This is a genomic window from Salinispirillum marinum (assembly GCF_042650105.1).
In the GTDB taxonomy this organism is placed as follows: domain Bacteria; phylum Pseudomonadota; class Gammaproteobacteria; order Pseudomonadales; family Natronospirillaceae; genus Salinispirillum; species Salinispirillum marinum.
The window spans coordinates 1-14,626 of the sequence record NZ_JBHSAL010000008.1 but is presented as its reverse complement, the minus strand read 5'-3'; the positions used below and the strand labels follow the sequence as shown (position 1 = coordinate 14,626).

General features: G+C 52.6%; 11 protein-coding genes and 1 rRNA gene. 6 read left to right on the top strand and 6 right to left on the bottom strand.

The annotated features are described in order from the left end of the window. Position 1: 1 nt before the first annotated feature. The 3 genes from ACFOSD_RS15335 to ACFOSD_RS15325 all read right to left on the bottom strand — a co-directional run bounded on the left by ACFOSD_RS15335 (position 2) and on the right by ACFOSD_RS15325 (position 4,355). Positions 2–928 carry a carbohydrate ABC transporter permease gene (locus tag ACFOSD_RS15335; RefSeq protein ID WP_380698109.1) on the bottom strand — a complete coding sequence of 309 codons (927 nt, stop codon included), beginning with the start codon at positions 926–928 and terminating at the stop codon, positions 2–4. 112 nt (positions 929–1,040) lie between these two features. Continuing rightward, entirely contained in the window at positions 1,041–2,306 is a 1,266-nt protein-coding gene (locus ACFOSD_RS15330; protein WP_380698107.1) for an extracellular solute-binding protein, read from the bottom strand. A 135-nt stretch (positions 2,307–2,441) separates the two neighbouring features. Then, on the bottom strand, positions 2,442–4,355 hold the full coding sequence (locus ACFOSD_RS15325) for a beta-N-acetylhexosaminidase (protein WP_380698105.1): 1,914 nt from the start codon (positions 4,353–4,355) through the stop codon (positions 2,442–2,444). Positions 4,356–4,469: 114 nt separating this feature from the next. On the opposite strand from ACFOSD_RS15325, the gene ACFOSD_RS15320 reads away from it, so the two are divergent. The 4 genes from ACFOSD_RS15320 to nagB are packed head-to-tail and all read left to right on the top strand — an operon-like array spanning position 4,470 to position 8,082. Continuing rightward, positions 4,470–5,363, top strand: a complete 894-nt coding sequence (locus ACFOSD_RS15320; RefSeq protein WP_380698103.1) for a BadF/BadG/BcrA/BcrD ATPase family protein — start codon at positions 4,470–4,472, stop codon at positions 5,361–5,363. Then, a complete protein-coding gene (locus tag ACFOSD_RS15315; protein ID WP_380698101.1) occupies positions 5,360–6,124 on the top strand; it encodes a GntR family transcriptional regulator in 765 nt (254 codons plus the stop codon). The genes ACFOSD_RS15320 and ACFOSD_RS15315 overlap by 4 nt, the downstream gene beginning before the upstream one ends. Before the next feature lie 12 nt (positions 6,125–6,136). Beyond that, positions 6,137–7,306: an N-acetylglucosamine-6-phosphate deacetylase gene (nagA, locus tag ACFOSD_RS15310; protein WP_380698099.1), complete on the top strand. Its 1,170-nt coding sequence runs from the start codon at positions 6,137–6,139 to the stop codon at positions 7,304–7,306. Beyond that, a complete protein-coding gene (nagB, locus tag ACFOSD_RS15305; RefSeq protein ID WP_380698097.1) occupies positions 7,303–8,082 on the top strand; it encodes a glucosamine-6-phosphate deaminase in 780 nt (259 codons plus the stop codon). Before nagA ends, nagB begins: the two co-directional genes overlap by 4 nt. 4 nt (positions 8,083–8,086) lie before the next feature. Here nagB and ACFOSD_RS15300 read toward each other — a convergent pair whose 3' ends face one another. After that, positions 8,087–8,575: a GNAT family N-acetyltransferase gene (locus ACFOSD_RS15300; protein ID WP_380698095.1), complete on the bottom strand. Its 489-nt coding sequence runs from the start codon at positions 8,573–8,575 to the stop codon at positions 8,087–8,089. A 121-nt stretch (positions 8,576–8,696) separates the two neighbouring features. Between ACFOSD_RS15300 and lpxL the strand changes: the two genes are divergently transcribed. Continuing rightward, complete coding sequence (gene lpxL / locus ACFOSD_RS15295) at positions 8,697–9,605, top strand: LpxL/LpxP family Kdo(2)-lipid IV(A) lauroyl/palmitoleoyl acyltransferase (protein WP_380698093.1); 909 nt, start codon at positions 8,697–8,699, stop codon at positions 9,603–9,605. Here lpxL and glnE read toward each other — a convergent pair. After that, positions 9,602–12,439 carry a bifunctional [glutamate--ammonia ligase]-adenylyl-L-tyrosine phosphorylase/[glutamate--ammonia-ligase] adenylyltransferase gene (glnE, locus tag ACFOSD_RS15290; protein WP_380698091.1) on the bottom strand — a complete coding sequence of 946 codons (2,838 nt, stop codon included), beginning with the start codon at positions 12,437–12,439 and terminating at the stop codon, positions 9,602–9,604. The genes lpxL and glnE overlap by 4 nt on opposite strands. Before the next feature lie 143 nt (positions 12,440–12,582). On the opposite strand from glnE, the gene ACFOSD_RS15285 reads away from it, so the two are divergent. After that, positions 12,583–14,109, top strand: coding sequence for a methyl-accepting chemotaxis protein (locus tag ACFOSD_RS15285; protein WP_380698089.1), 1,527 nt, complete (start codon positions 12,583–12,585; stop codon positions 14,107–14,109). A gap of 441 nt (positions 14,110–14,550) precedes the next feature. Here ACFOSD_RS15285 and rrf read toward each other — a convergent pair. After that, a 5S ribosomal RNA gene (rrf, locus tag ACFOSD_RS15755) occupies positions 14,551–14,626 on the bottom strand; the annotation flags it as partial.

Below are 14,626 nucleotides of genomic sequence, written 5' to 3'. Positions count from 1 at the left end.
CCTAATCGTTTCGGAAATTGCGCAACGCTAAGAACAACGCTGCCGGAAGAATCATCACGGCGGTAATCAAACCCACGGCCGCCGCCATACCAAAGTTCGTATTCACCGTACTTGCTCCGGCACCAAAAGCGGTTCGAAATAGAAAGGTGCCCATTACATCAGTGGAACGCAGCGGACCGGCCTCCGGCCCCATAATAATCAGCGTATAGTCCGCGTTATTGAACACATCCACCATAATAATCACCGTGATCAAAATAAACGCCGGTGCAACGACGGGTGCTACGACGGCTTTAATGGCCTGCCAACGGCTGGCACCATCCAGTACAGCGGCTTCCAACAAATCTTGTCGCACGGCGAGAATACCGGCCAGAATCAACATGATGGCGAACCCCATGCGATGCCAAGAATAAAACAACGCCAAGGTTACGAGTGCCGTATCTTCCAAACCCAAAAATGGTATGGGGTGATCGGTAATGCCCCAGCTCATCAACAGCGCGTTGAGCGGTCCGCGCTGGGCAACAAAGAGGTTCAACAGATAAGCGACGGCCGCACCCGCCATGGGATAAGGCAGAAAAAAGATGATTTGATATAGCTTACGGCCCCAGGTTTTCAAGCTAAGCAACAGTGCCAAACCGCTGCCAATAGTCAGAAAACTACCGATAATGACCAAGAAAAATACCGCATTTTGCCATAGGGCTTGAAACAATTGGTCGCGAAAATACGCGTTACCCAATACTTGTCGGAAATTATCGAAGCCGACATATTCCATGGGGCCAATGCCTGCCCACTTCACTTGCGACAAATACAGCAACCCCAGCATCGGTATAAAATAGAACACCGCATAGAGCAGTACACCGGGCAGTAGCAATAGCGTGCGCTCAATTTTCTCACGAGCAGCAAATGACAGTTTCGCCTTAGACTGGGGCATGGTGGCTAACTCCGGGATGAATAAGGTAGTACAGAATCGTAGCAGCAGAGAGCCTCTTGCGAGAGGCTCTCACGGTAGGTTTATCAGCGCAAGCTAATCGCGCCAGCCCTACTTAACGGCAGTTTGCCGCGCCAACATAGCCCCAAGAGTTCAAGCCTGCTTGAATGGCTGCGGCCGCTTGTTCAGGCGTAACCTGACCGGCCAATAAACGCTGCAATTGCTCAGCAGACAATGTTTGATAGGTCGGCTCATTGGCGTTCAAATCGAAAACAAAGAATGGGTTCGCTGCCACATTGTTACTGGCCATCAACTCGGCGGCACGACTGATGCGCGCATCATCGACATTAATGGAGTGATTAGAGGCAGGCAAGCCGACACGCTCAGCATACAGTTGCGCAAATTGCGGGGTGCTCACAAACTGCATCACCTTAGCAATAGCGTCTTGCTGATCGGAATTAGGATTCGCTGCCAAACCAAAGTCAGGGAAACCATATACCTTGCCGCCAGGGATAGGCATGATGCCTATTTCTAAACCGGGTTCAATATCGAACATCGGCGAGCCAGGTCCAGCAGACCAAATACCGTCAATCATCATAGCCGAAGACCCCAAAGCAACTTCCGTTCTCATGGCACCGTAGTCATCCGCCAATGGGTTACGGTTCAAGTAGCCGTCGCTACGCCACTGGTCTAACTGCGCCAAGGCGTTCACATATTCTGAGTCGGTAAAACAGGCTTCACCGGTAATCACACCTTGTGTCCATGCATCACTCGCGAAACCAGCGGTCAAGACCTCGTTCAACACTTGATTCAAATACCAACCGTCGCGACCATCTACATGCATGGGCACTACGCCATTCGATTTAAACGTATTGAATGCCGCCTGCAATTCACTCAGCGTGCGTGGCTCGTTAATGCCGTACTGAGCAAACACGCCTTTATTATAGAGAATAGCCTGCATTTCCATGCCTACCGGCACGGAATAAATCACGCCATCGGAGCCCGTAAAACCACCCAATGCGGCCTCTCCATACACATCCAAATTGATGTCATAGTCGGCCACTGGCGCGATCACGCCAGCATCAATCCAAGAACTTAACCAAGGTGCTCCCGCTTTCGCGAAGAACAGGTCTGGGCGATTACTCTGCATATCGATGCGCAGTTTGGACTCATAGTCTTCAGGGGTGACATCAAGGCGAACGGTGACGCCATCAATCAAATTGTTGCTGTTGATGTAGTCCCACAAGGCACGATCTTGCGGGCGCCAAGTGTACGCATTTAACGCGGTCTCAGCCGATGCGACTTGTGCCGACGTAAAAACGGCAGAACCTAGGGTTACAACAGCGACCGCAGTCGCAATAGAGCCTTTGAGCAGTTTCATGTGATCTCACCTCTCGGATTATTGTTGTTGATCAAGGCAATACCAATATAATACCTTTAGATACCATTGACAACAAAAAATGCTTCATTTTATTTTTGTGCGGATTTGGCACACATCTTCTGCCCGGCTAATCGCTTACTCGCAGTGTGCGTTGTAATGCCAACCTGCGCGTTGCCATATTGACTGATGCAAGGCCACCCGCTCTTTAAAGTTGGCTAGATCATTGACGTGCATGGATGACCACGCACGCTCGGCAACCGCCAGTAAGCGTGGCAACAGCATGTACTCACGCTGCCAAGTCTCGGCCAATAATTCTGTCCACAAACACGCCTGCATACCTTTTAAATGCCTTTCTGCAACATCATGTTCCCAACCTTGCGTTGGCTCGTAACCATAAACCGCCGACAAAGTCGGTGTACCCGCCCAGTAATAGCCCGGCTCGTCAGGTGCGTCGCTTGCACCCAGATCCAAATAGCAATATTGGGCTGGGGTCATCACCACATCATGTCCGCGCTGAGCGGCCAGACGTCCGGCTTCAACGCCTTGCCATGAGTAGACTAGGGTTGCCGTTGACACGGCCTCGTCGACCAAAATCTCCTCCCACCCTGCGGCATTGCGCCCCCTCGTTTGCACGTGTTGCTCGAGTTCACGCATCAACCAACCATGCAGTGACCGCACATTTGGCAACCTTAACGCCTTGGCCTTTTCTTGGGCCGCCGGACTGTTCTCCCAAACACCTTCCGGCACCTCATCCGACCCAAGGTGAATGTAAGGCGCAGGAAACAGGTCCATAATTTCGTCCAGCAGCGTCTTCACCACACCGAGCGTGGCAGACAAACCTGGATTCAGTACATTGTCAGAATAGTGCTGGACGCTCCGATATTCCGAGTCATCAGCCTCCTCGATCAACTCTGGCAACGCACGCAATAGTGCGCGAGCATGCCCTGGCACATCCATCTCTGGCACCACGGTAATGCCCAGCGCCGCAGCATAGGCCACCAGCGTTCGGACTTCACTTTGAGAGTAATAGCCGCCATGATCGATTGCCCCACTACCCATCTGCGGCGGCATAACACGTTCACGCCCACGCATAGCCGTTTTTTTCGTCAACTCAGGAAATGCCGTGCTTTCCAGCCGCCAGCCTTCATCGTCCGTTAGGTGCCAATGCAAATAATTCAGTTTGTACAGCGCGGCCAAGCGCACCGTTTTCAAAACATCCGCAAAGGGAATAAAATGCCGTACGGCATCTAAATGCAAACCACGATAGTCAAAGCGTGGCCGATCTTGAATGGTGACGGGCTGAACGGTCAGGCCCGCGACCCACTGCACCAAAGACGCCAGGCCCGCATGCACGCCTGCTACGTTCATCACTATCAGCTCAGCGCCATGCTCCATCACCCGTAACTGATAGCCATCCAAATGACCTTCCGCTCGAGTGATCTTTACTGGCCACCTCTTCAGATCATCCCGAACATCAGTAAACGATACCCCAGCAAACTCTTGAAATTGGCGCGCCCAAGCAGCAAGCACTTCCGGTGTTAGACCTGATATTTCGCTGGTATTGATACCCACCCACTGACCATGATTTGGACGAGGGAATGACACTTCGCTCATGGTTAAATGTGAGGGCGCAGGAATCAGCGAGCGGACAACATTCGGCTCGGATACCGGCGTGGGCCGTTTGTCCCACCGCAGGCTTGGCTGGACTATCGTAAGATCCAGCAATGTACCTTTCGCATCTTCGGCAAAAACCCCATAGGGCCAATCTGTGATCTTGAGCAGCCGGTCACGCGGATTCTTGATGAAAATCTCTTTCGTCACCCCCGGAGGAATGCTCTCTGCCATGCCTACGACATGCAAGTCGCCATCACGCTGCAACAATTCAGCACCCTGAATATCGCCGGGCTTCAAAATCCGCGCAGACGAAAACGTCAGGCGAGCTACATTCATCGCCGCACCGGTGGTATTGGTCAATACAATAGATGCTTGATAGCCCGGCCCGCCTTCTCGGCTCAGGGGTGTAGGTTTGAATTCATAGCGTAACGTCATATCAGTCTCCAGCTGGGCGCAATTTGTTATAACCTGTACTTGCCAACCTTATGTATAGGTATTATATTGGTATTATCTTGGCCTAGCAAAGAAAGAAACATAAGAACGATGACTATGCAGCCTGATTCATTTCTTTATTATGTCGGTGTCGACGGCGGTGGTACACACTGTCGCGTACGCATCGTTGACGCCAATGGCCGGTGCTGCGCCGAAGCACAGGGTGGCAGCGCCAATTTGTATCAACAAGGCTACAACGCCCTGCGTACCATTGAAGACACCATTGCCCAGGCTTTCACGCAAATCAGTTTAGCACCCGATGCTTTGCCAGTTACCCTAGCACGCACGTCCGTCGGCTTGGGGCTGGCTGGAGCCGAGTTGCCCGAAAGCCAGGCGTTAATTGCCCAATGGCAACATCCGTATAGTCGCATTCAGGTCAATAACGATGCCCATATCGCTTGTTTGGGTGCACACAGTGGAGAAGAAGGTGGTCTGGTCATTGTGGGAACGGGCATTGTGGCCTGGGCCATTCAACACGACCGGACAATCATGCTGGATGGCTGGGGCTTTCCTCTTGCCGACCAAGGCAGCGGCGCGTGGCTGGGTATGCGAGCGATACAGGAGAGCTTGCGCGCCAGTGATGGCGTACGTCCAAGATCGCCGCTCACGGATCGAATTTTGGCGCATTTTGGGCAAACCCCACGCGCCATTCCTGGATGGGCTCGCGATGCACATTCGAGCGACTTCGGTCAGTTTGCGCGCTGGGTGGTTCAAGCATTTGAAAACGGTGACGCGTTGGCGCAACAACTGGTGCAAGAACAAGCCTATGCCGTTGGCTTGCTGGTGCAGCGCCTGGCCAACCTGAACGTTTCTCGTATTGCCCTTTTAGGTGGCCTTGGGCCTTTTGTTGGTACAGAATTGGTATCACACTTGCGACCACTGATCGTCCCTGCGCAACAGGATCCATTGGCGGGCGCACTATTGATGATTCGCCAAGAGGCCAAACCATGACCACTACCGAACAGCTCATCGACTACCTTAGACCCGATCCGCGTAAACCGGGGTCACTGTATGTTCAGTTAGCACGTGCACTCACGCAAGCCATTCATGAAGGTTTACTCCACGATGGTGATTATTTGCTGCCACAACGCGAACTAGCCGTCGCCCTCGATGTGTCCCGCGTCACCGTGCGCAAAGCCATAGAGAGCCTGGTTCAGCAGGGGCTCTTGGTACAAAAGCAAGGTGCCGGTACTTTAGTTACTGCTCCGCGCAGTGAGTCCATCCATAAGAATTTGTCCGTCTTGAACAGCTTTACCGAAGACATGACGGCACGCGGTATGACCCCGCGTTCTGAATGGGTGAGCCGCGTACTTGTGCAATCTTCGCCCAAGGAAGCCATCGCATTGAACCTGTCTCCCGGTCAGCGCATCTGCCGTTTTGCCCGCATTCGCTACGCCAATGAACTGCCCATGGCCTATGAAATTGCTTCTGCGCCAGCCGATTTGGTGCGATCGGTGGATGAAGTTGACGACTCCTTCTATGCCGCGCTGCAGGCGCGCGGCGCGCGGCCAGTCAGAGCCTTACAAACAATGACGGCACGTAATGCCGATCAACAAATTGCTGACTATTTAAAGATGTCCCCAGGCGACGCGGTGTTATACATCGAGCGTCAGGGGTTTGACCCTAACAATCGTCCAGTGGAATTCACTCGGTCCTATTATCGTGGCGACATATACGATTTTGTGGTCGAGCTGAAGCTGGACACACTCTAGCAAGGAATTATCATGACCACCGCCCTGTTAGGCGCCCGACTGTTTGACGGTGAGCGCTTTCTCGACGACCACGCCGTATTGGTGGATGGCAACACGATCGCCAATGTAGTGCCAAAACATCAAGTGCCTCACGACATGGCACGCCAGGTCTTGAACGGTGGTCTACTTGCACCAGGGTTTATTGATTTACAAGTCAACGGTGGCGGTGGTGTTTTGTTCAATAACGACCCGAGTGTGGATGCCCTAAAGCGCATCACCGCCGGACATCGAAAAGTCGGCACGACCCGCCTTCTGCCCACCACCATCAGCGATACACCTGAACGCTTGCAGGCTTGTATGGCTGCGGTGAAAGACGCACGGGTGGACAACCCCGGCATTCTTGGCATGCACATTGAGGGGCCGTTTTTTAATGTCGAACAACGTGGCGTACATCACAGCGACTATTTACGCACCATGACGTCCAGCGACCTTAAAATGATCAGCACCTTAGCACTCGATATGCCTGTACTGCTGACTCTGGCACCTGAAATGATGCTACCGGGTCAAATAGCGCAGCTCGTGCGTGCCGGGGTCGAAGTATCTGCGGGGCATACCCACGCACGCTATGAAGAAGTGGAGCGGGCCATTCAGGAGGGTTTGAATGGCGTGACTCACCTGTACAACGCCATGCGTCCGTTACAAGGTCGCGAGCCCGGTGTCGTGGGTGCGGCTTTAACGCACCATGAAATGCATGCAGGTATTATTGTCGATAATTTCCATGTTCACCCGGCCTCTGTGCTCTTGGCGTATCGGGCTAAGCCCTTGGGTAAACTGTATTTGGTCAGTGACTCCATGGCCACCGTGGGTAGTACCAGCATCTCCTTTACCTTATATGATGAAACCCTCACTGCGGTTGATGGACGATTGGTGTCGGCAGAAGGTCGGCTAGCGGGCTCGGCCATTGGCCTGATCGATGCGGTGCGCTGCTGCGTGCAAGATGTCGGCATTCCACTGGAACATGCTTTGGCCATGGCATCACGTTTTCCGGCGGAATACCTGCATTTGGATGAACAACTGGGTTGGCTAAAACCGGGCCACCAAGCCGATTTAGTGCATCTGGATGACGACTTGAATGTGTTAGAGACTTGGGTTGCCGGTATGGCCGAGCGCACGGAAAACCGTGCGGGAGACAACGCAGCATGAAAGTCATTATATTACCGGATGCACAGGCCGTCGCTGAGTACGCTGCAACGCAAATTCAACAGCAAATTGCCCGACGCGCAGACTCGGTACTGGGCTTAGCAACAGGCTCCACGCCCCTCCATACCTATGCACAACTGATTGAACGCGTACGCCGTGGCAAGCTGTCCTTCCGTGCGGTACGGACATTCAATTTGGATGAATATCTGGGACTGGCGGCTGATCATCCGCAAAGTTATCGATCATTCATGGATCAACATCTGTTCTCACACATTGATATAAACCGGGAAAACACCTACGTGCCGGATGGTATGGCCACCGACCCGCAACAAGCTTGCGCCGACTATGAGTTAGCGATTCGAGCGGCCGGAGGTATTGACCTGCAACTGTTGGGGCTAGGCCGCAACGGCCACATTGGCTTTAATGAACCATCGTCGAGCCTGGGTAGCCGAACTCGCATCAAAACCCTGACGTCAGCGACCATCGCCGACAATGCGCGCTTCTTCCATGCCGACGAATTTCAACCGCATTTGTCCATCACCATGGGTATTGGCACCATATTGGAAGCGCGACAGATTACCCTGTTGGCGACGGGTGAGAGCAAGGCACCCGCCGTGCAGGCCATGATAGAAGGAGCCATTAGCGCAGCTTGTCCGGCCAGCATTCTGCAAATGCATCCAAACGTCACCGTAGTGATTGATGAAGCCGCCGCGCAACAACTGAAAATGCGCGACTTCTACCAACATATTGAGCAAGAGAATCAACGCTTACAGCGCTAACAACTTAAAGCGCCAGCAACGCCATACTGATCATATCCCGATAGCCTTTGCTGTCTTTTCGTACTCGCCGGTGCAGCCCCTCGCGCTGAAAGCCGGCGCGCTCATACAGCGCAATAGCAACCGGATTATCAGCAAAAACTTCCAGCTCCAGTCGGGTAAACCCGGCGCGCCAACTGGCCGCTATTGCCTCCGTGAGTAATTGCTTACCATGTCCACGGCCTCGAAAATGCGCCACCACGCCCATACCCAAGCGCCCCACGTGGCGTTGCACATCCGGGCCACGCGGGTACACATCGCACCACCCCACCACATGCCTACCCTCTTCCGCCACCAAAACGGGATAACCACGTTCAAGATTGGCCTCCAGAAAGCGTGAAAAATGCGGTAGGTCGGGCTTATGTGCGCTCATCAAATAGTGTTGTTCGGCAATCACGCTGCTCAGTGCACGGTAAATGGCGGTGATATCCTGACGTTGGGCGGGCCTGGTGCTCATGCGGAAACGCTTTTCCAATTGAATGTTAACAACATTATATCGGCCTACACGGTCTTAACACGAGCGCACATTCGCGTACAATGCACAGCCTGACTGTTTGCATAGGCTCAGCATTATCGTGATGACCCAAACCCCTATACTTGATAGAGCTTGGTTTGCCCCCCGCTACTGGGCTGTTTGGGTATTGCTGGGCTTGATGTGGGTAATTGCTCACTTACCTTATCGGGTGCAAATGGCGTTTGGCAGTGGTTTAGGTCGCCTGTTTTATTATGTGATTGGCAGTCGCCGCCAGGTGGCCAAGAAGAACATTGCACTGGCCTTTCCCGAACGCACACCGGAGGAACAACACGAGCTGGTAAAAGCCGTATTCCGAGAGTCCGGTAAAGCCTTACCTGAAACCTGTATGGCTTGGTTTTCTAAGCCGTCTCGCTTATCCATTCAGTGGCAAGTCCACCAGTTAGAAGCGCTAAAACAAGCCGCTGAAACCGGGCAGGGTATCCTGTTGCTGGGTGCACATTTTTCCTCGGTTGATATTTGTGGTGCGCTGCTCGGCACCGTGCTGGACTATGACACCTTGCATCGCCCACATGACAATCCACTGATGAATTATTTTCAATGCCGGGGACGTCTGCGTTATGTCGAGGCATTGATCGAAAAAAATGACATGCGCAGTATGATTCGACGATTAAAGCAGGGTCGAATTATTTTTTACGCACCGGATCAAGATCTGGGGCGTAAACGGTCTATTTTCGTCCCCTTCTTCGGGCTGCCAACGGCCACCGTAACCGCTACAGCTAAACTCGCCCACGTCGCCCAAGCACGCATTTTCCTCACCCATCATATTCGTACCCGACAAGGCTATGAGATCTACCTCGCAGAGCATACCGGAATGAACAGTGGCGATATTGAAGCCGATACCACGGCGTACAATGGATGGCTTGAGGCTCGTATACGGGAGAATCCAGCACAATACCTGTGGCTGCATAAGCGCTTTAAAACCCGCCCGGAAGGCGAGCCCAAGATCTACTAAGTAGGCTTAGCCGCCACAACCAAGCGTTCCCAATGCTCGGTAACGGTAGCAATGGTGGTTTCAAATTGCGCCCGCTCGGCGACACTGATCAATTTACCGCCGCCATTCTGCAACGCTTGCCGATGCACTTCTTGTCGCCATTGCAAGTACGCCGTACTCAGTGCAGTACGTTGTTCTTGCGTCAGCACCCCATGGTCGGCAAGGGTTTCCAACAAGCGCATGTTATCAGACCACAGCACCAACTCCGGTACTTCAGAGATGTGTTTCAGCAACAAATACTGCACCAAAAACTCAATATCTACGATTCCACCGGGGTCTTGTTTGACGTTATATTCTTCGGCACGGCGCGTTGCGGGTGTGCCCAAATTGCTGCGCATCTTGTCGCGCATGGCGGTAACGTCTTCCCACAATCGGACGCCGTCTCTAGGTCGGCGTAAAATGTTGGCGCGCACCGCTTCTACCCGCTCTTTCAACTTGGGACATCCGGCTAACACACGTGCACGCACTAACGCTTGGTGTTCCCAAGTCCAAGCTTCTTTTTCTTGATAGGCCTGAAAGGCAGTTAATGAAGACACCAACATACCCGAGTTCCCGGATGGCCGCAGGCGCATGTCCACCTCATATAAAATGCCGGAAGGTGTTTGTGTGGTCATTAAGTGAATGATGCGTTGGCCCAAACGCATAAAGAACACATTATTGTCTACGGGCTTCACACCACGGGTTTGCCCCTGTGGTGCGCCGTCATGAATGAACACTAAATCCAAGTCAGATTCATAACTCAGTTCCAACCCGCCCATTTTTCCATAGGCCATGATGACAAAGTCAGGGTCGCACAAGTGACCATCAACCCGCGTTGGAATGCCGTATTTTTCCGTCATTTGCTCCCAAGCTAGCCACAATACCTGCTGTAAAACCTCTTCCGCCGTGTAGGTCAGATAGTCACTGATTTTCATGAGCGGCAAATTGCCCGTCAATTCACAAGCTGCCGCCCGCAACACTCGGCTGTGCCGGAAATGGCGCAACTGTTCCATTTGTTGTTCCAAGTCATCATCGGGCAAGCGCAACAAGCGCTGCTTGAGATCATCGGCCAAAACTCGTCGGCTGGGCAAGCGGTACAACTCATTTGGGTCGGTCAACTCGTCCAATAGATAGGCCTTGTCCACCAACTGGTCGGCCACCCATGGGCTGAGCATGACGAGCTTCACGAGCTCACGAATCGCTGCCGGGTTCTCAACCAACATGATCAAATAGGCACTTCGTCGCAGCACACCACTGATCACTGGAATCAGTCGATTCATGGCTTCTGCGGGGTGTTGCAAGCGCGACAGCTCATTCAAGAGCAACGGCATAAAACGATCCAACCGCGCCAATGCGATGTCAGAGAGGTGGTACTTTTCTGCATCGGCACGCAGGTGCTCAATGGCGCTGCGCAGCGCGTCGGCATGCGCACCAAAATCAGCCTGCCAATCTGCCTTTTGGGGTTCAAGCCAAAATGGCTCCCACGGATGCTCGACATCCATCACTTCTTCAGGCGGAGCAATAAAGGCATCGAAGTGTTTGCTAACCGCCCCTCGAATGTTGTCAACCCAGTCCAGACACGATGTCCAATCCTGATAGCCCAGCGTCTCTGCCAGCCGCTGTCGCCATTCATCATCAACCGGCAGCTCTTGTGTTTGTTTGTCCTCCTGTGCTTGAATCAGATGCTCTAAACGGCGTAAGGCTTGGTAACTGTGCATCAGTTCTGTGCAGACGCCTTCTGGTAACAGTTGCTCCTGCCGAATCGTGTCCATTGCGGCAAAAATATTGGGATTCTGTAAGCCATGTGACTGTCCGCCCTGAATGAGCTGCAGCGCCTGCACAATAAACTCGACCTCACGAATCCCGCCTGACCCCAATTTAATATTTGCCTGCCGTTGCAGACGCCGGTTTTCGGCAGCAATCCGTTGTTTCATCTCGCGTAAGGCATCCAGCACTTGGTAATCCACGTAGCGACGAAACACAAAGGCTTTTAACGGAGGCATCAAGGCCTGCTCAGCGACCGCTACTGAGGTAACAGGACGTGCTTTGATCAAGGCATAGCGCTCCCAATCGCGCCCTTGGTCCTGGTAATAGGTTTCCGTAGCACGGAAGTTCAGTGCCAATGGCCCACTCTGACCATTCGGACGCAAACGCATATCCACGCGATACACAAAGCCATCAACGGTCCGTTGATCTAAGTACTGAATGATCTTACGACCCACGCGGGTAAAGAACTCGCCATGGGTCACCTTGCGCTCACCCTTCGTTTCACCTTCCGTTGGATAGGCAAAAATAAGGTCAATGTCAGAGCTCAGGTTGAGTTCCTCGGCCCCTAATTTCCCCATCCCGAGCACCACCAAACGCTGGGGCTGGCTGCTAAAAGGGCACAGGGCAGGCGATCCATATTTCTTCACCAACTGGGCTACGGCGAAGTCCTCTGCGGCAGTAATCCCGAGATCCGCGACATGAGAAATCCGGGTCAATCGAACGGGCAATTCAGGACTTTCTAAAACCTCCTGCCAAATCAAATACACCTGCTGTTCATTACGCCACACGCGCAAAGCTGACATGAACTCATCTTCACTACTGACGTTCTGGCAATAATGAACCAAACGTTGCTCGGCAAAATTCTCTGTATCCGGTAACGCAGCTATAATGGGTTCTAACATTTCTGGCCAACGGGCCAGCGTTTGGCTGGCAAACTGACTGGCCTGCAACAACCGATGCAACGCCGCTTCCCAAGCGATAGTTTTGGCACCCCTATGCTCTATTGATTTCAGCAAAGGCAGAAGCTCATCGACAACAAGTTGGGGCATAGGCACCTCGGTAATTCAGGTAGACAGTGAATCGTCACTGTTAGTCAGTGTACAGAGAGTCTTTGCTATGGCAACTCTCAACCACCGTACTCATCTGCCGATAAGTCAAATTAGCATCTGAATTCAATAGGTAATCCATTACTATGACCATTCTCGGAAAAATGCGTGCACTTCTCATTGCACAAATATTAGCCATCGTCCTGACTGCAGTCATTGCATTGATTGGTCTTAATCTATCAAAAGCTTTAGCCGGATATTTTCCGCAAACCCTCATACCAGGTACGGTGGCTGTAAAGAATCTCAATATCACGGCGTTGAATTTCTACCTAGAAGCACAGGCCGGTCGAACTACAACCGCCCTGGAGAGTGACGGTGATCGCTGGTTAAACACCTTAAATGGCGTCATAGATGCGGGATCAGGCGTGCCCGCCGTTATTGCCGCCCAACAGAATGTAAATCGCGACTGGCGTGCACTCAGAAGCTCTACCGAAGCTGACTTAAACGCCAACTTCACGCGCTTTCAGACCTCTATGTCCAGTGTTGACGACATTCTTGACGACTTGGTAGCAACAGGCAGTGGCCGCATTCTGGATACGATTGATCGCGTACAGAGCCTGATGTTGGTCATCATTTCTGTCATTATTTTGATAACAGGAACCGCAACCGTTTTCATTGGGCGAACCGCAGCCCAAGCGATCAATAACCTTATTACGCCGATTCGTAGCCTGATCAGTCGAGATTTAACGACCCATTTTCATGTGAACGGCAAACATGAATTTGCTCGTTTGGCCAGCGACCTGAACAGTATGACATTGTCTCTAGCGCAAGCGTTTGGCACCGTTCGCGATGGCGTTGATGGATTAAAAGTCATCTCCGAGCGTTTTGCTACCTCCAGCGTACAAGCATCACATAACATGCAGAATCAACTACTGGAAACCGATCAGGTTGCGACGGCGATTAATGAATTGTCCGCTTCAGCAGGCGAAGTCGCCCAACGTGCTTTGTCGGTTAGCCAAATCACTCAAGGTGTTGCCGTACAAGCACAGACTTCTGGTGAGCGCGTACAAAACTCAGCCAAGAAATCCGAACAGGTCAGTCAATACATGAGTGATACACAAGAGAAAATTAATAGCCTAGCTAGCCTAACAACCGAGATTAGCGGCGCTCTCAGCGTCATCAGCACCATTGCAGAGCAAACCAACTTGCTGGCCTTGAATGCTGCCATTGAAGCCGCTCGTGCAGGCGAGCAAGGTCGTGGCTTTGCCGTAGTGGCCGATGAAGTGCGCACATTAGCCACTCGTTCAGCAGAATCCACAAAGCAGATATCGGGGGTAATTGAACGCCTAGGCCATGCCGCACAAGCGGCACTAACATCCGCAGAGCAAGCATCATCATTGGCACAGGATAACCGCGCCACTTCCACTGAAGTGAGTGCCGAAATCACCCGCATGGTTGAGCAAGTACAGGAGTTATCCGAACTGATCACGCAAATTGCCGAAAATGCTCGCGAGCAAGAGAGTGTCACCGAATCCATCAGTGGACATGTCACCCACATCAATGATTTAGCGAAGGAAAACGCAGAGTTTGGTGAGATGATTCAGCGCGACGTGGTCACAATACAAGATACAGTGCAGGAAACACAAACACTGGTTCGCCAGTTTAAATTGTAACTTCGACCTCAATCACTAGCACTAAGCCGAACTCTTGGTGTCATTTAAGAGCTTGACGATGGCCCGGCCCGCAGTACAGCTGCGTGCGTTTATAGCAGCCTATGTTGATGAACATTCCGCGGGCGTAGGGCGTGTGCCTCAAGGCGGCCTCCCGGCCTGCCGTGGAGCGCCGGAGGCACACCTCGAAAGCCCGTTTTGGGGGCATGTTTGCCTTGCCCCAAAACCAAAAAACCCAGCACAAGGCTGGGTTCGTTGGTCTGTTAGGAGCTTGACGATGGCCCAGCCCGCAGCACAGCTGCGTGCGTTCTTTGCTTTGAAAGCCCCGTTAAGGGGCTTTCAATGGGCTTTGCCCACCGCGCATCACCCTACTCGAGAGTAGGTCATTTCTTGAAGCTAATAAAAAACCCCGCACTGAGTGCAGGGCGGGGTTGTTCATTAGGAGCTTGACGATGACCTACTCTCACATGGGGAGACCCCACACTACCATCGGCGATACCTCGTTTCACGTCTGAGTTCG